This window comes from Pseudomonas fluorescens (assembly GCF_040448305.1).
GTDB classification, from domain to species: Bacteria; Pseudomonadota; Gammaproteobacteria; order Pseudomonadales; family Pseudomonadaceae; genus Aquipseudomonas; species Aquipseudomonas fluorescens_BH.
On sequence record NZ_CP148752.1, the window covers coordinates 861,853 to 882,138 of the forward strand.

Sequence of the window (20,286 nt, forward strand, 5' to 3'; positions counted from 1 at the left end):
GAGCGAAAAGGCACTGTTCAGTTTTTCGCTCGCATCAATCGAAGTTGCCGCAAGCAACCGGATTGAAACCGGTTTAGCTCTTCCATTGCCCGTGCAGCGAATTCAAATGCTCCATGAAAATATCTGATTGTTCGATGAAGCGTTTAACAACCGAGTCGAGATCTTCGGCCCTGTCATATTTGGTAATCTTCAGGAATTTATTAATGGCGTCGGCGAGAATGCTCAATTCTTGCGTATAGGATTCTCTGGGTGTTTGTACGGATTGAAATTCCTCCAACTGATTTTTATGATTCTGTAGGGTTTGTATATCTTGATTGATGCGAGCCAGATTGCGGCGGCGGTCATCCAGTCGTTTTTGGATCTCGCTTCTGGCCTGGATCAGGTCATCATATTTTATTCTGTCACTGATTAAATTGAGGATCTTGCCGGCGGCGGCAATACCTGCCTTGACAAGTTCGACTTGAGGGGCGGACAGGTTGAGACCGGCGAGTTTTTCAGCGGTTAGAAGAAATTCCTTGATGACCGAGAAGGTGTCTGTCGCTTCAATGAGTTTTATCGCCGCGGTAAGTTCTGATTCATTTTTTACCAGTCGTGCTATTGCACCTTCTTCTTCTGGGATACATGGAGTGGCGTTGCTGATAGAGGTTTCCAGTTCCTTGATCCGATACTGGTTGTCGCTGAGTGTCACCGCTTTCAGATTTGTCAGGTTGTTGTTCAATGCATTCAAAAGCTTTAATGTTTCGGATGTCCCGCTCTCAATTAATGTTTTAATCTCTTTGTAAAAGCTGTCTATCGCCTCCTGCTGTTCTGGTGTGGGTGTTCCTGGTTTCAGGTTTTCAATGGTGGTATGAAAGTATTGGATTTCTTCAATGGGTAGTACCGTGGGGATCAGGGTCAAGGTGCTGAGCGCCTGCTCGTCGGTTGAGTTTATTTCTTCTTGTAGCGACTTTAATTGTTCCCCGAGTACGGGTAAGTAAATGGTGCTCAATGTGCGGATTTTATAATTGAGTGCTTCCCTGTTATCCTTGATTTTTTTCATGTCGGGTGCGGGGTATTGAAATGAGGTACCTAGTGTATGTACGGTCATGATTGTCCTGTCTTTAAAAAGGAAGATAAATGGTCGGTGTGTAAGTTTGCATTTGCGGAGTGTCAGGCGTTGCGGGTGACGTTGTTAAAGGCAGCCAATAAAACGCCCGCCTGCTCTTTTATATTTAACCAGTTGCTCATCATCCCTTTTAGTCTTGCGACAAAAGACACCAGGAACATGGCATTGGTAATGCCATCGAGCCTTTTGCTGGAAGAGTCGACATAACCCGCTATCAATCCCCAGAGAATGTCGAGGTTCGATGAGCTGCCAGCCGCATCTTCAACCCTGATTTGCAGGTCCAGGAGGTTGGTTTCGAATGCCCGCAACGACGCAAAGGCTGCACTGATGGTTGCAATCTTTGTTTCGATTTCACGTCGTTCACTCGTTAGCCCATCCAGTTCATTTCGAGCCTTTTTGGCCTTGGCTCCATAGATTGTAGAGGTAACGAGAAAGCCGACTGCGCCACCGAAGAGTCCCCACCATTTGCTCTCGGAGTATTCTTCGATTTCCGCAAGTTTTTCGTTGATACGCTGATTGAGGGTGTCGAGACGGTCATTGAGCAGTTGTATTTCTACGTTGAAGTTATGGCTATTGCAAAGGGTTATTTTTAAACCCAGCGCCGGCTTCAGCGAATTGCTGATTTCATGTTTGAATTCGGTGATCTGAGCTTTGGTGGTCTGTGTGCTTGCACTGTGTTCGGTAATAACTGTTTTGAGCTCGTCAACCAATGCCAATAAAGCCGGGATTTTTTGTTTCTCATCTCCGGTTAACTGAATTTCTGGCAGATTTTCGATTTCCTCTGGGGTCAGGCTACCGATTTTTCCGATTCCACTGTTGCAGCTGGGTAGTCCCTCCAAGTAGTCGATGATGGATTGACTGCTTGAAGTGAAATTGTCGGCAAATACATGAAGGTCCGTACCAACTTTCTTCATGTTGGATTCCAGCGGTGACCAGGTTTTAGCGTGTTCTCTCATGGATTTGAACAAGGCTTGCATATCGGCAGATTTAAGTCCGGCGATATTCAGTTGGTCGTACTTGTGTATCTGTTCTATTTCCTCAATTTCGATGGGTAGTTCCAGTCCGGAATTGACGTAGCGCCTGATTTTTCTGATGTCGTCATTTGTAATCAATAGTCCTTGCTTACGCTCGACACCTTTGAGGGTGCCGGAAACGGCCCCCATGAAATCCGATGTCAGTGAGTTAAGTTCTTCGGCGGTAATGGTCTGTTCTTGAATGGCTAACATGAAAATCCCTTTTATGTTTTTTCGTCATGGAGGTCCTTGTTGTTGCCGATGAAAAAGTAATGGTGGTTGTGGCTAAAGTTAAGTCTGGAAGAATTTCAGTGTGTGTCGGGTAGGAAGTGAAACTCTGCACTTTGCTGTTTCTATTGGACAAGGTACAGATTTTTGATATCGAAACTTAATGTGTTGTGAAGTCGCTTTGAAATCGCTTTCAAGAGGAGATGGTAGAAACAAAAAAAGGCCTGTGATTACTCACAGGCCTTTTTTGTACAGCAGGCAGGATTTAAACGTAGAAGGACTTCAGCGGCGGGAAACCATTGAACTCAACAGCGCTGTAGCTGGTGGTGTACGCACCGGTCGACAGCCAGTACAGGCGATCACCAATGGCCAGGTTCAGCGGCAGGCCGTACTTGTAGTTTTCGTACATGATGTCGGCGCTGTCGCAGGTAGGACCGGCGATGACCACTTCTTCCATCTCGCCTTTCTTCTCGGTCCAGATCGGGAACTTGATGGCTTCGTCCATGGTTTCGATCAGGCCGGAGAACTTGCCCACATCCGTGTACACCCAACGCTCTACCGCGGTACGGGATTTACGTGCGACCAGCACCACTTCGCTGACCAGGATGCCGGCGTTGGCGATCAGCGAACGGCCTGGCTCGAGGATGATTTCCGGCAGGTCGTCACCGAAGTCTTCCTTCAGGAAGCGAATGATTTCTTCGGCGTAGGTTTCCAGGCTGTTGGTGCGGGTGATGTAGTTGGCCGGGAAGCCGCCGCCCATGTTGATCAGCTTCAGGTGGATGCCGTCTTCTTCTTTCAAACGCTCGAAGATCACTTTGACCTTGGCGATCGCTGCGTCCCAGACGCTGATGTCGCGCTGCTGCGAGCCGACGTGGAAGGAGATGCCGTAAGGCACCAGGCCCAGGTCGCGAGCGAGGATCAACAGGTCCATGGCCATGTCGGTCTGGCAGCCGAATTTGCGCGACAGTGGCCAGTCGGCGGTGGTCGAGCCTTCGGTCAGGATACGTACGTAGACTTTCGAACCCGGTGCGGCCTTGGCGATGTTGCGCAGGTCGGCTTCGGAGTCGGTGGCAAACAGACGCACGCCCTTCTCGTAGAAGTAGCGGATGTCCTTGGACTTCTTGATGGTGTTGCCGTAGCTGATCTGGTCGGCGCTGACGCCGCGATCGAGCACTTTGTCCAGCTCGTAGATCGAGGCGATGTCGAAGCTCGAGCCTTTCTCTTTGAGCAGGTCGATGATCTCGACAGCCGGGTTGGCCTTGACCGCGTAGTAGACCTTGGCGAATTCGAAACCGGCGCGCAGGTCGTCATAGGCCTTGCTGATCATCGCGGTGTCGATCACCACGAACGGGGTTTCCTGCTTGTCGGCGAACGCCTTCATTTTCTGAAAGGTTTCGCGCGCGAAATAGTCTTCGACCTGGATCGACATACCTGGGAGCTCCTACTGGCAAACGTTAGTAATCAATGGGTGCAAATGAACGTCCTCCGTATCCCCACTTTGGTTCGCCTACTTCCCAAGGCATGTCGCCGAAAGCAAAAAGGCCATGGGAAGTGCAGCTTTCCCTTGGCCTTGCTGTCTCGTCGTCAGTACTTGAGCCGGATGGATCGTTTCCAGCATGGACGTTCGGCGCGAACTTTAGGGCGTGAGGGGCTTGAGATCAACAAAAAATGTCGCGTTTTTGCACTCTTCTGACGCACGTTACGAGCATCACTCTTTGTAACCGACTCAGATGACAGTCGGATGTTCCCGAAGAATTTTGAAGTGTTAAACATACCTGCACGTTCGACGCTTTTGTGCACAAACTCCCTGATAACTACGATGGCGTCAATATCGGCGACGTTGGCTGCCAGAAGTTAAGCTGAGAGGGGATTTGGCTATTTCACAAGGTATTTATGGATGGCTTTTGCAGGCGGTGCTGTTGATATTTTTTTCCGGCCTGCGAATCACTAAAAAATCGCACAGAACTGTGGGAGCGAGCTTGCTCGCGATAGCGTAATGTCAGTCAACGACGTTGTTGGCTGTGAAAATGCCATCGCGAGCAAGCTCGCTCCCACAGGTTTTGCATTTTTACCGAGCCATATGAGCTGTCAGGCGACTACGGCTGCTGCGCTCCCGAACAGGAGCAAGGTCGATCAGGGCGACACTGTTTGACCGACGAAATACGGGAACGGTCGCCGATCAATAGACGTTAAGCCTAAGGCTTACGCTCTTGCGAATGGCTGGGTACTGCTGTGTGGTAACGGTAAATTGAATAATGGTGTTTTGTTGCACATTGTTTAACGTGAATGTCCCGTTCATGTTTCCAGGACCTCGATTGATAGTGGCGCCAGCTGTAGTCGTTGTCCACACGGAGGTAACGCCTGTAATTTCCCTGCCGTCTTTATCGACGAGTTTTGCCGCGATCACCAGTTTGAAGTTTCCCCCTTTTTTGACAAGCTGCGGGTCTGCCAGGCCTCCTATGATGATTTGTGTGGGTGGACCAGCCATGACCTTTTGCTCCACGGAGCTGGTCTCGGGTGTCGGTGTGGCAGGTGATGTCGAATCGATGGTTTTCATGGGTGACCTCTATAACCTGGTAAGTTTATTTGTGAGAGCGTGTCGCTGTGCTCCCGATTGAGTAGAACTTTTTCCAGACAATAGCGGACCTATCACTTTTGACAGTCTTTAATATTCGTTTGTTAACGATTGCGAATTTACATAGCACCAGCACATGGCCCTATCTCCGTTTTTCCTCTTGAAGTGGTGATGGGCCAAGCGAAATGGACTATGAAAGATAATCTATCAAGTGAGTGCTACTTCAGCCGGTGAAACAATACTGGTCTTGGCGCCGCGGGAGCGACCTGAGCTCAAGTAAGCTGCAATCGACTCCTGAGTGACCTCGCCAAGGAACACCCGCTCGGCATCCATCACCGGCAGCCACGCACGATTGAACTCGTACATGCGCGACAGCAGGATGCGCAAATGCTCGTCGTACGCGGCCGTGGCATTGAACTCGCGTTGGTACTGCGCGCAGGTGCCGGTCTGACGGTGCAGGTCACGACGGCGTACATAACCCAGGGCTTTATTCTCGGCGCAGGTGACCACCACGTAGCGTCGGTCATGCTCGTCCATCAACTCCAGCGCTTCGGCCACCGGGGTTTGCGGGCTGACGGAAGGCGCGTTGTCCGCCGCGTCTTCGGCCTTCACCAGCAACAGGCGTTTGAGCGTGCTGTCCTGGCCGACGAAGTTGCTGACGAATTCATCCGCCGGATGCGCGAGTAGCGTGTCCGGGTGATCGATCTGCAACAGTTTGCCGGCGCGGAAGATCGCAATCTTGTCACCGAGCTTGATGGCTTCGTCGATGTCATGGCTGACCATGATCACGGTCTTGTTCAGCGCCCGCTGCATCTCGAAGAATTCGTTCTGGATCATCTCGCGGTTGATCGGGTCGACCGCGCCGAACGGTTCGTCCATCAGCAGCAGCGGCGCATCGGCGGCCAGTGCGCGAATCACGCCGATCCGCTGTTGTTGGCCACCGGACAATTCCCGTGGATAACGATGCAGGTATTGCTTGGGTTCAAGCTTGATCATGCTCATCAACTCGCGGGCGCGGTCGTGGCATTTCTGCTTGTCCCAGCCGAGCAGTTTCGGCACCACCACAATGTTCTCCTCGATGGTCATGTTCGGGAACAAACCAATCTGCTGGATCACGTAGCCGATGTTGCGGCGCAGCGTCACTTCGTCGAGGCCTGTGGTGTCTTCGCCATTGATCAGGATCTTGCCCGAGGTCGGTTTGATCAGGCGGTTGATCATTTTCAACGTGGTGCTTTTGCCGCAACCCGATGGCCCGAGGAACACGCAGATTTCACCTTCATTGACGGTCAGGCTTACCGAGTCCACGGCTTTCACATCTTTGCCGTTGCTTTGGAAGGTCTTGCTGAGGTTTTGAAGTTCGATCATTTCAGGAGTCCTTTTGGAGTCAGCGAACGTTGCAGCCATTGCAGAAGCAGGTCGGCGAAGATGGCCAGCACACTGACCAGCACAGCGCCGACTATCAGCATCGACATGTCGCTGCGGCTGATGGAAGCGAGGATGAGCACGCCCAAGCCGCCGGCGCCGATGGTGGCGGCGATGGTCATGACGCCGATGTTCATCACCACGGCGGTGCGCACACCGGCGAGGATCACCGGCACGGCGATGGGCAGTTCGACCATGCGCAGGCGCTGGCCGAAGGTCATGCCGATGCCGCGCGCGGCTTCGCGAATGCCCGGTTCGACGCTGGTCAGGGCCAGGTAGGTGTTACGCATGATCGGTAGCAGCGAGTACAGGAATACGGCGGTGATCGCCGGCATAGGGCCGAGGCCCTGACCGAACTTTGAATAGAACGGCAGCAGCAGGCCGAACAGGGCAATTGACGGGACGGTCAGCAACACGGTGGCGCTGGCTTGCAAAGGCCCGGCGAGGCTCGGGAAACGTGTCATCAGGATGCCCAGCGGCACACCAACCACAATCGCCAGGGTCACGGCGACACCGACCAGCGTGATGTGCTGCCAGGTCAAATGAAGCACTTGTGCCCAGTCGAGATGGGAAAAGGCGTTGAGAAAATCCATAACGTCTGCTCCTCAGTTCAACGGATGCTGACGCAGAAAATCTGCGGCAACGGATGACGGGCTTTGGTGATCGACATCGACCCGCGCGTTGAGCTGGCGCATGGTTTCGTCGTCGAACAGGTCAGCCAGTGGCTTGAGCTGGGCGGCCAACTGCGGGTGCGCATCGAGGTAGGCCTGACGAACCACCGGCGCGGCGGTGTAGTCGGGGAAGTAGTGCTTGTCGTCTTCCAGCAACTTGAGCTTGAACGCGCTCAAGCGTCCGTCAGTGGTGTAGACCAGGCCCGCAAATACCTGGCCATTGCGCAGGGCGGTGTAGACGAGGCCGGCGTCCATCTGCCGGATGTTTTTACGGGTCAGGTCCATGTCGTAGAGCTTGACCATGCCGGCCAGACCGTCGGAGCGGTTGGCAAACTCGGTGTCCAGCGCCACCAGCGGATTGTCCTTGGCTTCGGCGCGCAACGTGCGATTGAGGTCACTGATGGTGTTGACCTGCGGGTACTCGGCAGCGATGTTCGCCGGCAGCGCCAGCGCGTAGGTGTTGCTGAACTTCGACGGCGAGAGCCAGGTCAGGCCTTTCTTCGCGTCCAGCTCGGTGACCCGCGCCAATGACTGCTGGCTATCGAGTTTTTCCGTGACGTGGTTGTAGGAAACCAGCGATACGCCGGTGTACTCCCAGACCATGTCCAGTTGCCCGCTTTCCTGGGCACTGCGGGCCAGGTTGCTGCCCAAACCGCCGGTGACCTGGGCGTCGTAGCCTTTGGTTCGCAGGTATTGGGCGGTGATCTCCGCCAGCAGGGTTTGTTCGGTAAACACCCGGGCGCCAATGCGGATCAAGGGTTTGTCAGCGGCTTGGGCAAATCCTGCGAACAGCAGGACGCAGCCTAGTAAAAAGCTTGATGTTTTCATGACGATTCCTTTGCCGGGGCTTAAGACGGGCGCAAGCCGCGTTCGAGCCAGAGGCGGCTGGCGAGTGTCACCAGGCCGTCGAGCAACAAGGCCAGCAGGGCGGTGCAGGCAGCGCCGAGCAGCAATTGCGGCTGATTGTTCAGGGCGATGCCGGGGAAGATCAGGCTGCCGAGACTGTTGGCACCGATCAGGAACGCCAACGGCGCCGTCCCGACATTGATCGCCAATGCCACGCGCACACCACCGATGATGATCGGCACCGCATTGGGCAATTCGACTTTCCACAGCACCTGGCGCGGGGTCATGCCGATGCCGACGGCGGCTTCCTTGAGCGAACCCTGAACGTTTTTCAGGCCTTCGTAGGTGTTGCGCACGATCGGCAGCAAGGAGGCGAGGAACAGGGCGAAGATGGCCGGGCCGCTGCCGATGCCTAGGATACCGAGGGCGATGGCCAGGACGGCCAGGGGCGGAACGGTGTTGCCAATGTTGAAGAACTGCATGAAGCGTTCGGCGCGGCCGACCATGGACGGGCGGCTGAGGAGGATGCCGGCGGGGATGCCCACGACAAGGGCGGCCAGCATGGAAGCGAGGACGAGAACCAGATGAGCTTGCAGGTAAAACAACAAATCGTCGCGGTAGTGTTCGATCGTGTTGATGCCGATCCATTGGATCAGCAGGGCCAGAAGGGCGAATACCAGCGCGCCTCCTATCAGCCCTTTGCCATAGTGGATAGCCACAGGCGGACTCCTTTTTTCAGTCGGCGAACACTTTTTCGTGTGGCAACGCCATTCCTGGCTGCCGAAAAAATGATCGCGATAAGCAGCTCATGCCGAGCGCATTCCACTGTAGGAGCGAGCTTGCTCGCGAAGAATGTCCAGACAACGCGTACATTCAGGTACCCAGCGTTATCGTTGACGTCCATCGCGAGCGAGCTCGCTCCTACAGAGGGTAGGCGCACGGCTATCGAGCCATGAGCACAGCCTCGTCAGGCCGATTTGCAGGTGTTTCAGGCCCCCGACGAGTGGTCGTAACGGGGGAGTGGACGTCTCCGTGCTTTAAAAGGTTCCCATCTGCGGCAGCATTTGGCCACCCCTAATGTGCTCAACGGTTCGGTTCTTGGATCAACTTGGGCTATAATCTGCGCCCTTTTTTGAATCACCTGCCAGGCGATTTCCCATGACCAAACAGGCCGCCGAAGTCGCGAAACGCCGCACTTTCGCCATTATTTCCCACCCCGATGCCGGTAAGACCACCATCACCGAGAAGCTCTTGCTGATGGGCAAGGCGATTGCGGTGGCCGGTACGGTGAAATCTCGTAAATCCGATCGCCATGCCACCTCCGACTGGATGGAAATGGAAAAGCAGCGTGGTATCTCCATTACCACGTCGGTCATGCAGTTCCCGTATCGCGAACACATGATCAACCTGCTCGACACCCCGGGCCACGAAGACTTCTCCGAAGATACCTACCGCACCCTGACGGCGGTGGACTCGGCGTTGATGGTCCTCGACGGCGGTAAAGGTGTAGAGCCTCGGACCATCGCCCTGATGGACGTCTGCCGTCTGCGTGACACGCCGATCGTCAGCTTCATCAACAAACTCGACCGTGACATTCGCGACCCGATCGAACTGCTCGACGAAATCGAAGCCGTCCTCAAGATCAAGGCGGCGCCGATCACCTGGCCGATTGGTTGCTACCGTGACTTCAAAGGCGTGTATCACCTCGCCGATGACTACATCATCGTGTACACCGCCGGTCACGGCCACGAGCGCACCGAAACCAAGATCATCGAGAAGCTCGACTCCGATGAAGCCCGCGCCCACCTGGGTGACGAGTACGAGCGTTTCATCGAACAGCTGGAACTGGTGCAGGGCGCCTGTCACGAGTTCAACCAGCAGGAGTTCCTCGACGGTCAATTGACCCCGGTGTTCTTCGGTACGGCACTGGGCAACTTTGGTGTCGACCACGTCCTCGACGCCGTTGTGGACTGGGCACCACGCCCGCTGGCCCGCGTGGCCAACGAGCGTACCGTGGAGCCGGTGGAAGAGAAGTTCTCGGGCTTCATCTTCAAGATCCAGGCGAACATGGACCCGAAACACCGCGACCGCATCGCCTTCATGCGTATCTGCTCCGGCAAGTACGAAAAAGGCATGAAGATGCGCCACGTGCGCACCGGCAAGGACGTGCGGATCGGCGACGCGCTGACCTTCTTCTCCTCCGAGCGTGAGCAACTGGAAGAAGCGTTTGCCGGCGACATCATCGGCCTGCACAACCACGGCACCATCCAGATCGGCGACACCTTCAGCGAAGGCGAAGTCCTGGGCTTCACCGGCATCCCGCACTTCGCCCCGGAACTGTTCCGCCGCGTGCGTTTGAAAGATCCGCTGAAATCCAAGCAACTGCGTCAGGGCCTGCAACAGCTGGCCGAAGAAGGCGCGACCCAGGTGTTCTTCCCGGAGCGCAGCAACGACATCATTCTCGGCGCCGTCGGTGTGCTGCAGTTCGATGTGGTCGCCAGCCGCTTGAAAGAGGAATACAAGGTCGAGTGCTCCTACGAGCCGATCACTGTTTACTCGGCGCGCTGGATCGAATGCAGCGACAAGAAGAAGCTCGAGGAATTCTCCAACAAGGCTGTGGAAAACCTGGCACTGGACGGCGGTGGTCACCTGACCTACCTCGCGCCTACGCGGGTCAACCTGGCCCTGATGGAAGAACGCTGGCCGGACGTGAAATTCCGTGCTACGCGTGAGCATCACTAAGCGCTGAATTGCTTTACCAAAAAACCCGTTGCGCGAGCTGCGGGTTTTTTTTTGTTGTCCACATTTCCATGATTGACGATGGATCCCTGTGGGAGCGAGCTTGCTCGCGATAGCGATCTGTCAGTCGACATTAATGATGGCTGCAGGTCCGTCATCGCGAGCAGGCTCGCTCCTACAGGGTGCTTCGGTGTTAGTTGAATTGTGAATAACCCCTATTCCAAACCAATCTCCCAACCCTCTGCATTTTCCCCCACTCGATAGCATCCAATCTGGAGAACCCGGCTGATCGGAACTAGATTTGACTCAGCGCCAGACAGGCACTCAACGAAAGGAAGGAATCGGCTATGAACAGGTTGTTTCGCGTTTTACTGCTGTTGAAGGTAATGGTGATGCTCTCGCTTGGAACTTCGATGGCGTGGGCCGAGTGTATCGATCATGGGGAGCAGGCTTCGAGCGGGCAGGCGGGTTACGCGGGGTTGATGATCGCCAAGTCCGAATCGGAACCGGGGGATCAGGGGCAGGGTGGTGCGGACAACGACGATGACTCGACCACCGACGAGCCGGACTCCGATGAGGAAGAGGGCGACAGCCAGACGTAGTCGCTCTATTGCAGGCAAAAGAAAACCCCTTCTACCTGAGTGATGCGCAATCGAGGCGGAAGGGGTCGGGTTAACGCTTGACTACTTGAGCTACTCAATCCCTGTGGGAGCTAGCCTGCTAGCGATTGCGGTGTGCCAGTAAACAGAAATGTTGACTGGTATGCCGCTATCGCCAGCAGGCTAGCTCCTACAGTTTTTTATGCCGCGCCGTCGAGGAATTGCTCGGCGTAGTGGCAAGCCACCTGGCGGCCGGCGAGCAGGCGCAGGGCCGGCTCTTCCTTGCTGCAACGCTCGGTGGCGTACGGGCAGCGCTTGTGGAAGGCGCAGCCGGACGGCGGGTTCAGCGGGTTGGGCAGTTCGCCGACGATCTTGATTTTCGGCTTGTTCGGATCCGGGTGGATGGCTGGCGTTGCCGACAGCAGCGCCTGGGTGTAGGGGTGCAGAGGGCGGGAGTAAATGTCCTCTTTCGTGCCCATTTCCACCGGGCGACCGAGGTACATCACCATCACGTGGTCGGCAACGTGACGTACCACCGCCAGGTTGTGGGAGATGAACACGTAGGCGGTGTTGAACTCTTGCTGCAAATCCATGAACAGGTTGAGCACCTGCGCCTGAATCGACACGTCCAGCGCCGAGGTCGGTTCGTCCGCCACCAGCACTTTCGGTTGCAGCATCATCGCCCGCGCCAGGGCGATCCGCTGGCGCTGACCGCCGGAGAACATGTGCGGATAACGCTGATAGTGCTCGGGACGCAAGCCCACCTGCTTCATCATCGCCTGGACTTTTTCGCGGCGTTCGGAAGCGCTGAGGTTGGTGTTGATCAGCAACGGCTCGGCCAACTGATCACCGACTTTCTGCCGTGGGTTCAACGAGGCGTACGGGCTCTGGAACACCATCTGCACGTCTTTGCGCAGTTGCTTGCGCTGGGCCTTGTCGGCGCCGGCAACTTCCTGCCCGGCGATTTTCAAGGAGCCGGAGGACGGCTCTTCGATCAGGGTCAGGGCGCGGGCCAGGGTGGACTTGCCACAACCCGACTCGCCCACGACAGCGAGGGTCTTGCCGGCTTCCAGTTCGAACGACACGCCGTTGAGGGCGCGCACGGTGGCGTGACCCTTGAACAGGCCTCGGGACACCTCGTAGTGACGGGTCAGGTCGCGGGCGGTAAGAACGACGGCCATTACGCCACCTCCTGGTTCAGCGGGTAGAAGCAGCGAGCGAGGCTGTTGCTTTTCTGGTCAAGGGCCGGACGTTGTTGACGGCAGTTGTCTTTCACGTACGGGCAGCGCGGCGACAGCAGGCAACCCTGCGGACGGTCGTAGCGACCGGGAACGATGCCCGGCAGGGTCGACAGGCGCGAGGCACCCAGGCTGTGTTCCGGAATCGCCTTGAGCAGCGCTTCGCTGTACGGGTGTGCCGGGATGTCGAACAGTTGCGGCACCTGACCGACTTCGACCGCCTGGCCTGCGTACATCACGCACACGCGCTGGGCGGTTTCGGCCACGACGGCGAGGTCGTGGGTGATCAGCACCAGGCCCATGTTCTGCTCTTTCTGCAACGCCAGCAGCAGGTCCATGATCTGCGCCTGGATGGTTACGTCCAGTGCGGTGGTCGGTTCGTCGGCGATCAGCAGTTTCGGTTCACCGGCAATCGCCATGGCAATCGCGACACGCTGGCTCATACCGCCGGACAGTTGATGCGGGTAGGCGTCCATACGGCTGGCGGCACCCGGGATCTCGACTTTTTCAAGCAGTTCGATGGCGCGCTTGCGGGCAGCCTTGCCGGACATTTTCAGGTGCAGGCGTAGCACTTCTTCGATCTGGAAGCCGACGGTGTAGCTCGGGTTCAGCGCGGTCATCGGATCCTGGAAGACCATGGACAGGTCTTTACCGACGATCTGTCGACGCTGGCGATTGTTGAGCTTGAGCATGTTCTTGCCGTCGAAATTCAGGGCGTCAGCGGTGACGATCCCCGGATGCTCGATCAGGCCCATCAGCGCCATCATGGTCACGGACTTGCCGGAACCTGATTCGCCAACGATGGCCAGCACTTCGCCCTTGTCCACTTGCAGGTCGAGGCCATCGACCACTGGCGTGGCGTTCTTGTCGCCGAAGCGGACGTTGAGATTCTTGATTTCTAGCAGTGACATGGGAATCTCCTCAGGCGGCGTTCTTGAGTTTCGGGTCCAGCGCGTCGCGCAGGCCGTCACCCATCAAGTTGATTGCCAGCACGCTGAGCAAAATGGTCAAACCAGGCAGGCTCACCACCCACCAGGCGCGTTCGATGTAGTCGCGAGCCGAAGCCAGCATGGTGCCCCACTCAGGGGTTGGCGGTTGTACGCCAAGGCCGAGGAAGCCCAGTGCGGCGGCATCGAGGATCGCCGAGGAGAAGCTCAGGGTGGCCTGAACGATCAGCGGCGCCATGCAGTTAGGCAGCACGGTGACGAACATCAGGCGCGGCAGGCCGGCACCGGCCAGGCGTGCGGCGGTCACGTAGTCGCGGTTCAGCTCGCCCATCACCGCGGCGCGGGTCAGACGAACGTAGGACGGCAGGGACACCACGGCGATGGCGATCACGGTGTTGATCAGGCCAGGGCCGAGGATGGCGACGATCGCCACGGCCAGCAGCAGGGACGGCAGGGCCAGCATGATGTCCATCAGGCGCATGATGGTCGGGCCGAGCACGCGCGGGAAGAACCCGGCGAGCAGGCCCAGCAGGATGCCCGGAATCAGCGACATCACCACCGACGACAAACCGATCATCAGCGACAGGCGCGAACCATTGATCAGGCGCGACAGCAGGTCGCGGCCCAGTTCGTCGGTGCCGAGCAGGAATTGCAGTTGCCCACCTTCCAGCCAGGCCGGCGGGGTCAGCAGGAAATCGCGGTACTGCTCGCTCGGGTCATGGGGGGCAACCCACGGGGCGAATATGGCGCAGAAAATCACCAGCAGCATGAACATCAAGCCGGCGACGGCACCTTTGTTCTTGGAGAACGCTTGCCAGAATTCTTTGTACGGTGACGGGTACAGCAGGCTTTGATCGACTGCTACCGATGGAATTGGAGTGGTCATGTTCATGATCTCAGCGCTGATGACGGATGCGTGGGTTGGCAAAGCCGTAGAGGATGTCCACTACGAAGTTGACCACAATCACCAGGCAGGCGATTAACAGGATGCCGTTTTGCACGACGGGGTAATCCCGGGCGCCAATGGCTTCGATCAGCCATTTGCCGATGCCCGGCCACGAGAAGATGGTTTCGGTCAGGACCGCACCGGCCAGAAGGGTGCCGACTTGCAGGCCGACCACCGTCAGTACCGGAATCAGCGCGTTACGCAGACCGTGCACGAACACCACGCGCGACGGCGACAGGCCCTTGGCCTTGGCGGTGCGAATGTAATCTTCACGCAGCACTTCGAGCATCGAGGAGCGGGTCATCCGCGCGATCACCGCCAGCGGGATGGTACCCAGCACGATGGCCGGCAGGATCAGGTGATGCAGGGCATCCAGGAACGCGCCGACGTCATCGGCCAGCAGCGTGTCGATCAGCATGAAGCCGGTGCGTGGCTCGATGTCGTACAGCAGGTCGATCCGCCCGGAAACCGGGGTCCAGCCAAGGCTCACCGAGAAGAACATGATCAGGATCAGGCCCCACCAGAAGATCGGCATCGAGTATCCCGCCAGGGAGACGCCCATCACCCCGTGGTCGAACAGGGACCCTCGCTTGAGTGCCGCGATCACCCCGGCCAGAAGGCCCAGGATGCCAGCGAATAACAGGGCGGCCATGGACAGTTCCAGGGTCGCGGGGAACAGGGAGGTGAACTCGCTCCACACGCTTTCACGGGTACGCAGGGATTCCCCGAGATCGCCGTGGGCCAGCTTGCCGATGTAATCCAGGTACTGGGCATACAGGGGTTTGTTCAGACCTAGGCGTTCCATTGCCTGAGCGTGCATTTCGGGATCGACCCTACGTTCTCCCATCATGACTTCTACGGGGTCGCCCGGGATCATGCGAATCAACGCGAAAGTCAGCAGGGTGATGCCGAAGAACGTGGGGATCAACAACCCCAGTCGGCGGGCAATAAAACTAAACATCGTGTGTTGTACCTCATCAGCCGGTTAGGCGTGCCCGGCATGCCTGGGTCAGGAATGCCGGGAGTTTTCTTATTACTTCACCTGGGTGGTGGCGAAGTTATTCGTGGTGAGGGGGCTAATGTGATAGCCCTCTACGTTGTTGCGCATTGCGGTGAACATTCTAGTGTGCGCCATGCTGATCCACGGCTGGTCCTGGTTGAAAATAACCTGCGCCTGCTCGTACAGGGCTGCACGCTCGGCCGGGTCGGTTTTTTCCCGGGCCTGATCGATCAGGGCCTGGAACTTGTCATTACACCAGCGTGCGTAGTTTTCGCCGTTCTTGGCCGCTTCACAACTGAGCATAGGCGTCAGGAAGTTATCCGGGTCGCCGTTATCGCCCGCCCATCCGGCGGAAACCATATCGTGCTCGCCGTTTTTCGCGCGCTTGAGCATTTCGCCCCATTCCATCACGCGGATGTCGATCTTGATCCCGACCTTGGCCAGGTCGGCTTGCATCATCTGCGCGCCGAGCATCGGGTTAGGGTTGGTCGGACCGCCACCGTTGCGGGTGAACAGGGTGAAGGTGGTGCCTTCCGGTACGCCGGCTTCCTTGAGCAGGGCGCGAGCCTTGTCCAGATCGCGGGGCGGGTTCTTCAGGCTGTGGTTGTAGCCCAGCAGGGTGTCCGGGAACGGGTTGACCGCTGCGGTCGCATTGCCCTTGCCGAACAACGCATTGACGTACGCCTCTTTGTCGAAGGCGATGTCGATGGCTTTACGCACCCGCACATCGCTCATGTACTTGTGCGTGGTGTTCATGGCGACGTAGGAAACGGTCATCGCGTTGAGTTCATCGACTTTCAGCTTGTCGTCTTTCTTGATGCTCGGAATGTCATCCGGCTTCGGATACAGAGCGACCTGGCACTCGTTGGCCTTGAGCTTTTGCAGGCGTACGTTGTTGTCGGTGGCGATGGCCAGGATCAGCGCCTCGGCCGGCGGCTTGCCACGGAAGTAGTCCGGGTTGGCCTTGAAGCGAACCTGGGCGTCCTTGTTGTAGCGCTGGAAGACGAACGGGCCGGTGCCGACTGGCTTGTTGTTGAGGTCGGCGGTCTTGTTCGCCTTGAGCAGCTGGTCGGCGTACTCGGCGGAGTAGATCGAAGAGAAGGCCATGGCGATGTCGGCCAGGAACGGCGCTTCGCGACGGGTCAGGGTGAACTTGACCGTGTTGTCGTCGACTTTATCGACGCTCTTGAGCAGTTCCTTGAAGCCCATGCTTTCAAAGTACGGGAAGCCCACGCTCGACAGTTTGTGCCACGGATGATTCGGGTCCAGCTGACGCTGGAAACTCCAGACCACGTCGTCGGCATTCATGTCACGGGTCGGCTTGAAGTAGTCGGTGGTGTGGAACTTGACGCCTTTACGCAGATGGAACGTGTAGCTCAGGCCGTCTTCGCTGATGTCCCAGGAGTCGGCCAGTGCCGGAATCACGTCGGTGGTACCGGGCTTGAAGTCTGCCAGGCGATTGAAGATGGTTTCGGCCACGGCATCGGCGGTGACTGCAGTCGTGTACTGGACCATGTCGAAGCCTTCGGGGCTGGCTTCCGTGCAAACCACCAGGGGTTTGGCCGAAACGCCGACAGCGACACTGAGCAACGCGGCCGCGATGGCCGCACGTAGGGGAAGCATTTTCATCAAGAACCCTCTGCAATCAGTTAAAGGACAAAAGCCGAACGGCCGATTCGTCATTGAATCAGCCGTTCGGCACGTGCATTACAGGATGTTGAACGGAACCGTGGTCACGAGACGGAACTCGTTGATGCTGCCGTCAGCCTGGTTTTCGCTGGCACGGTGAGCGGTGTAGGTGCCGCGGATCGTGGTGGCCTTGAGCGGGCCGCTCTGCACCGCGTAGGTCGCGCCGATGCCGTATTCATAGTGGTGTTCGCCATCCTGGGACTGGATGCCGTCGTAACCCTTGCCTGCCACGCCGCCGTTGCCGGTGTAGTGAGTACCGTCGATACCCCAGCCGCGAGCCTGGTAGATGTTGAACTTCAGGCCTGGCACGCCGTATTCGGCCATGTTCAGACCGTAGGCAACCTGGAACGATTTTTCGTTCGGGCCGTTGAAGTCCGACAGCAGGGAGTTGGCCAGGTAGATGCCGTTGGTTTCGTGCAGGTAGTCGAAGTACTCGTTACCGTTCACTTCCTGGTACGAGAGGGTCAGGGTGTGGGCCTGGTGGGTCAGGCCGAACGACAGCGAGTAGGTGTCGTTGTCGATATCGCCGATCAGGGCTTTACCGGTTTCCTTGGTTTTGTAGTAGTTCAGGCCGGTGGTCAGGCTCAGTACCTGGCTGTCGCCCAGTACGTGAGAGGCGCCGAAGTAGTACTGGTTCCAGATGTCTTCAGCCTGGGTCGCCCAGAGGCTGGTGGTCAGGCTGGCAAATGGGGTGTAGGTGATACCGCCGGTGTGAACGTGGTCGGTTTCGACGATGCCGTTGGCGTATTCGGTGCGGAATTTGCGCTGGCTTTCTTCGGTACGCGGTGAGTTGCGGTCGAAGGTGGCCAGGTCGAAGGCCAGATTGTTCAGCTCTTCGCTGTGGAGGGCCACGCCCTGGAAGCTCGAAGGCAGTGCACGGTTACCGATCACGTCGACCATCGGGCTGCTGAAGTTCATGCGGCCGGCGGTCAGGGTGCTGTTGGAGACACGGGCCTTGACGTTGGCCAGGCCCAGTTTGCTCCACTGGCCTTGAGCGTCGCCGCCTTCTTTGGTCAGGGTACGGTTGTTGCCCGCGCCTGGACGAGTGCCCGGTGCGCCACCGTTGTTGGATGCCAGGTCTTTGCGGTCCCGGTCCAGGGAAACGGCGTTGTAGGCGGCGATTTCAGTGCTGAAACCGACAGTGCCTTCGGTGAAGCCCGAGTTGTACTTGAGGATGGTGCCCTGGACCCAGTTGATCCGGCGATCGGTCGGGGTCGAAACGCCGTCCTTCTTGTAGGCGAACTTGGCGCCGCGTTGCAGTTGCTCGTTGGCGTACCAGTTACGCGTGGTGCCGGTGATCGACTGGCCTTCGACAAAGCCGGTGGCTTCGCTTTGGGCGCTTTTCTCGTTCACGGTAACCGGGGTGAAAGCCTGGCTTTGGGTTTCTGCGTAAGCCGTGGCGGTTACGCTGCTTATGGCCAAGGCCAATAACGCGGTGCTGCTCAGTTTCATGGGTAAAGCTCCTTACTTTCTTTTTTTATGCCGGTCTTTTTTTGTGATCCGGCTATTGGTTTAGAACTCATTCACGGCATCGCAAACGTTTGCTGTAAGCCAAATTGGCAAAAGACGGCAAAGCGTCTGCGCGAGGGCGGAAAATCCGCCCCCCGGCATTTCTGGCTAATCGGTTATTTTTCTATGCTGACACCCGAGAAAACGTTGCGACCGAACGGGCTCACCTTGAACCCTTCGATTTTGGCGCTCAGCGGCTGGTTGACCGTTGAGTGGGCGACTGGCGTGATCGGCACTTGCTGCTTGAGGTACTGCTGCGCCTGTTTGTAGAGCAGAGTGCGCTGGTCGCGGTCGGTGACGACCTTGGCCTGCTTGATCAGCTTGTCGTAAGCCGGATCACACCACATCGAGTAGTTGTTACCGCCAATGGCGTCGCAGCTGTAGAGCGTGCCCAGCCAGTTGTCCGGGTCCCCGTTGTCACCGGTCCAGCCAATCAGGCTGATGTCGTGTTCGCCATTTTTGGTGCGCTTGATGTACTCGCCCCACTCATAGCTGACGATCTTGACCTTGAGGCCGATCTTCGCCCAGTCAGCCTGGAGCATCTCGGCCATCAACTTGGCGTTGGGGTTGTACGGACGCTGGACCGGCATGGCCCAGAGGGTGATTTCAGTGCCTTCCTTGACGCCGGCAGCCTTGAGCAATTCCTTGGCTTTTTCCGGGTTGTAGGCGGCGTCCTTGATCGTGTCGTCGTAGGACCATTGGGTCGGCGGCATGGCATTGACCGCCAGTTGCCCCGCACCCTGGTAGACGGCATTGAGAATGCCTTGCTTGTTCACCGCCATGTCCAGCGCCTGGCGCACTTCGAGTTGGTCGAAGGGTTTGTGGCGCACGTTGTAGGCGATGTAGCCGAGGTTGAAACCAGGCTTCTCGATCAGTTGCAGGGCCGGGTCGTTCTTCAGCGCGGTCACATCGGCAGGGCGCGGGTGCAGGGTGATCTGGCACTCGCCGGCCTTGAGTTTCTGCACGCGTACCGAGGCGTCGGTGTTGATGGCGAAAATCAGGTTGTCGAGCTTGACCCGGCTCGGGTCCCAGTAATGCTGGTTGCCGGTGTAACGGATGTTTGAGTCTTTCTGGTAGCTCTTGAACACGAACGGCCCGGTGCCGATCGGCTTCTGGTTGATGTCGCTCGGCTTGCCCTCGGCCAGCAGCTTGTCGGCGTATTCGGCCGAAAGGATGGCGGCGAAGCTCATGGCGATGTTCTGGATGAACGCGGCGTCCACGCTGTTGAGCGTAAAGACCACGGTCAGCGGCCCGGTCTTTTCGACCTTGGCGATATTCTTGTTCAGGCTCATGCCGTTGAAGTACGGAAACTCTGTCGGATAAGCCTTACGGAAAGGTTGCTGCGGATCGAGCATGCGATTGAACGTGAACAGCACGTCATCGGCGTTGAAATCGCGGGTCGGCGTGAAGTACTTGGTGGTATGAAACTTCACCCCTTCGCGCAGGTGAAACGTGTATTTGAGGCCGTCTTCGGAAATATCCCAGCTCGTGGCCAAGCCCGGTACGACGTTGGTCGCGCCTTTTTCAAACTCGGCCAACCGGTTGTACAGCGGCTCGGCGGCGTCGTTGTCGGTCGCAGTGGTGTACTGCGCCGTGTCGAAACCGGCGGGGCTGCCTTCGGAGCAGAACACCAGGCTGTTGTTGGCGGCCTGGCTGATGGAAGTGGCGGCCAACAGGCCGGTGCCCAGCAATGCGGATAAAACCAGGGTATGGCGCATAACGCTTCCTTTTCTCTCAAAGTGTTGTCAATGAGCCGCCG

The 20,286-nt window shown here is 57.3% G+C and carries 17 protein-coding genes; 2 read left to right on the forward strand and 15 right to left on the reverse strand.

Going from position 1 to position 20,286, the window contains the following annotated elements; translation table 11 throughout:
• Nucleotides 1–73: 73 nt before the first annotated feature.
• The 8 genes from WHX55_RS03805 to WHX55_RS03840 form a co-directional block, all read right to left on the reverse strand.
• Nucleotides 74–1,087: an alpha-xenorhabdolysin family binary toxin subunit B gene (locus tag WHX55_RS03805; protein ID WP_353742094.1), complete on the reverse strand. Its 1,014-nt coding sequence runs from the start codon at nt 1,085–1,087 to the stop codon at nt 74–76.
• Nucleotides 1,088–1,149: 62 nt separating this feature from the next.
• A complete protein-coding gene (locus tag WHX55_RS03810; RefSeq protein WP_353742095.1) occupies nt 1,150–2,331 on the reverse strand; it encodes an alpha-xenorhabdolysin family binary toxin subunit A in 1,182 nt (393 codons plus the stop codon).
• Nucleotides 2,332–2,611: 280 nt separating this feature from the next.
• A complete protein-coding gene (locus tag WHX55_RS03815; protein WP_353742096.1) occupies nt 2,612–3,775 on the reverse strand; it encodes a type III PLP-dependent enzyme in 1,164 nt (387 codons plus the stop codon).
• Nucleotides 3,776–4,525: 750 nt separating this feature from the next.
• Nucleotides 4,526–4,903: a hypothetical protein gene (locus WHX55_RS03820; protein ID WP_150754355.1), complete on the reverse strand. Its 378-nt coding sequence runs from the start codon at nt 4,901–4,903 to the stop codon at nt 4,526–4,528.
• A gap of 225 nt (nt 4,904–5,128) precedes the next feature.
• On the reverse strand, nt 5,129–6,286 hold the full coding sequence (locus tag WHX55_RS03825; protein ID WP_150754356.1) for an ABC transporter ATP-binding protein: 1,158 nt from the start codon (nt 6,284–6,286) through the stop codon (nt 5,129–5,131).
• Nucleotides 6,283–6,936, reverse strand: coding sequence for an ABC transporter permease (locus tag WHX55_RS03830; RefSeq protein WP_353742097.1), 654 nt, complete (start codon nt 6,934–6,936; stop codon nt 6,283–6,285). The genes WHX55_RS03825 and WHX55_RS03830 overlap by 4 nt, the downstream gene beginning before the upstream one ends.
• Before the next feature lie 12 nt (nt 6,937–6,948).
• A complete protein-coding gene (locus tag WHX55_RS03835; protein ID WP_150727467.1) occupies nt 6,949–7,842 on the reverse strand; it encodes a glycine betaine ABC transporter substrate-binding protein in 894 nt (297 codons plus the stop codon).
• 20 nt (nt 7,843–7,862) lie between these two features.
• Nucleotides 7,863–8,579 carry an ABC transporter permease gene (locus WHX55_RS03840; protein WP_223501413.1) on the reverse strand — a complete coding sequence of 239 codons (717 nt, stop codon included), beginning with the start codon at nt 8,577–8,579 and terminating at the stop codon, nt 7,863–7,865.
• Between the two features lie 439 nt (nt 8,580–9,018).
• Between WHX55_RS03840 and WHX55_RS03845 the strand changes: the two genes are divergently transcribed.
• Together WHX55_RS03845 and WHX55_RS03850 are read left to right on the forward strand one after the other, a co-directional pair.
• The gene (locus WHX55_RS03845) at nt 9,019–10,602 is read left to right on the forward strand and encodes a peptide chain release factor 3 (RefSeq protein WP_060541686.1); all 1,584 of its coding nucleotides are present in this window, start codon (nt 9,019–9,021) and stop codon (nt 10,600–10,602) included.
• 344 nt (nt 10,603–10,946) lie between these two features.
• Entirely contained in the window at nt 10,947–11,201 is a 255-nt protein-coding gene (locus WHX55_RS03850; RefSeq protein ID WP_150727463.1) for a hypothetical protein, read from the forward strand.
• Between the two features lie 197 nt (nt 11,202–11,398).
• On the opposite strand, the gene WHX55_RS03855 is transcribed toward WHX55_RS03850, so the two are convergent.
• From WHX55_RS03855 to WHX55_RS03885, 7 genes are all read right to left on the reverse strand, one after another.
• Complete coding sequence (locus WHX55_RS03855) at nt 11,399–12,379, reverse strand: peptide ABC transporter ATP-binding protein (protein ID WP_150754359.1); 981 nt, start codon at nt 12,377–12,379, stop codon at nt 11,399–11,401.
• Nucleotides 12,379–13,347 (reverse strand): oligopeptide/dipeptide ABC transporter ATP-binding protein, encoded by a 969-nt coding sequence (locus WHX55_RS03860; RefSeq protein ID WP_057716450.1) that lies wholly within the window; start codon nt 13,345–13,347, stop codon nt 12,379–12,381. The genes WHX55_RS03855 and WHX55_RS03860 overlap by 1 nt, the downstream gene beginning before the upstream one ends.
• Before the next feature lie 10 nt (nt 13,348–13,357).
• Nucleotides 13,358–14,269, reverse strand: a complete 912-nt coding sequence (locus WHX55_RS03865; protein ID WP_150727462.1) for an ABC transporter permease subunit — start codon at nt 14,267–14,269, stop codon at nt 13,358–13,360.
• A gap of 10 nt (nt 14,270–14,279) precedes the next feature.
• Nucleotides 14,280–15,290 carry an ABC transporter permease subunit gene (locus tag WHX55_RS03870; RefSeq protein WP_150727461.1) on the reverse strand — a complete coding sequence of 337 codons (1,011 nt, stop codon included), beginning with the start codon at nt 15,288–15,290 and terminating at the stop codon, nt 14,280–14,282.
• A gap of 72 nt (nt 15,291–15,362) precedes the next feature.
• Nucleotides 15,363–16,958: an ABC transporter substrate-binding protein gene (locus WHX55_RS03875; RefSeq protein WP_150754361.1), complete on the reverse strand. Its 1,596-nt coding sequence runs from the start codon at nt 16,956–16,958 to the stop codon at nt 15,363–15,365.
• Nucleotides 16,959–17,036: 78 nt separating this feature from the next.
• Entirely contained in the window at nt 17,037–18,470 is a 1,434-nt protein-coding gene (locus tag WHX55_RS03880; RefSeq protein ID WP_353742098.1) for an OprD family porin, read from the reverse strand.
• 173 nt (nt 18,471–18,643) lie between these two features.
• Nucleotides 18,644–20,245, reverse strand: coding sequence for an ABC transporter substrate-binding protein (locus tag WHX55_RS03885; protein ID WP_353742099.1), 1,602 nt, complete (start codon nt 20,243–20,245; stop codon nt 18,644–18,646).
• Nucleotides 20,246–20,286 lie beyond the last annotated feature (41 nt).

Bases quoted from the DNA above. Each gene is read 5' to 3' on its own strand.
- WHX55_RS03880 (WP_353742098.1), bottom strand. From the start codon at position 18,470: ATGAAACTGAGCAGCACCGCGTTATTGGCCTTGGCCATAAGCAGCGTA.
- WHX55_RS03815 (WP_353742096.1), bottom strand. From the start codon at position 3,775: ATGTCGATCCAGGTCGAAGACTATTTCGCGCGCGAAACCTTTCAGAAA.
- WHX55_RS03810 (WP_353742095.1), bottom strand. From the start codon at position 2,331: ATGTTAGCCATTCAAGAACAGACCATTACCGCCGAAGAACTTAACTCA.
- WHX55_RS03885 (WP_353742099.1), bottom strand. From the start codon at position 20,245: ATGCGCCATACCCTGGTTTTATCCGCATTGCTGGGCACCGGCCTGTTG.
- WHX55_RS03860 (WP_057716450.1), bottom strand. From the start codon at position 13,347: ATGTCACTGCTAGAAATCAAGAATCTCAACGTCCGCTTCGGCGACAAG.
- WHX55_RS03820 (WP_150754355.1), bottom strand. From the start codon at position 4,903: ATGAAAACCATCGATTCGACATCACCTGCCACACCGACACCCGAGACC.
- WHX55_RS03865 (WP_150727462.1), bottom strand. From the start codon at position 14,269: ATGACCACTCCAATTCCATCGGTAGCAGTCGATCAAAGCCTGCTGTAC.
- WHX55_RS03870 (WP_150727461.1), bottom strand. From the start codon at position 15,290: ATGTTTAGTTTTATTGCCCGCCGACTGGGGTTGTTGATCCCCACGTTC.
- WHX55_RS03830 (WP_353742097.1), bottom strand. From the start codon at position 6,936: ATGGATTTTCTCAACGCCTTTTCCCATCTCGACTGGGCACAAGTGCTT.
- WHX55_RS03850 (WP_150727463.1), top strand. From the start codon at position 10,947: ATGAACAGGTTGTTTCGCGTTTTACTGCTGTTGAAGGTAATGGTGATG.
- WHX55_RS03835 (WP_150727467.1), bottom strand. From the start codon at position 7,842: ATGAAAACATCAAGCTTTTTACTAGGCTGCGTCCTGCTGTTCGCAGGA.
- WHX55_RS03845 (WP_060541686.1), top strand. From the start codon at position 9,019: ATGACCAAACAGGCCGCCGAAGTCGCGAAACGCCGCACTTTCGCCATT.
- WHX55_RS03805 (WP_353742094.1), bottom strand. From the start codon at position 1,087: ATGACCGTACATACACTAGGTACCTCATTTCAATACCCCGCACCCGAC.
- WHX55_RS03855 (WP_150754359.1), bottom strand. From the start codon at position 12,379: ATGGCCGTCGTTCTTACCGCCCGCGACCTGACCCGTCACTACGAGGTG.
- WHX55_RS03875 (WP_150754361.1), bottom strand. From the start codon at position 16,958: ATGAAAATGCTTCCCCTACGTGCGGCCATCGCGGCCGCGTTGCTCAGT.
- WHX55_RS03825 (WP_150754356.1), bottom strand. From the start codon at position 6,286: ATGATCGAACTTCAAAACCTCAGCAAGACCTTCCAAAGCAACGGCAAA.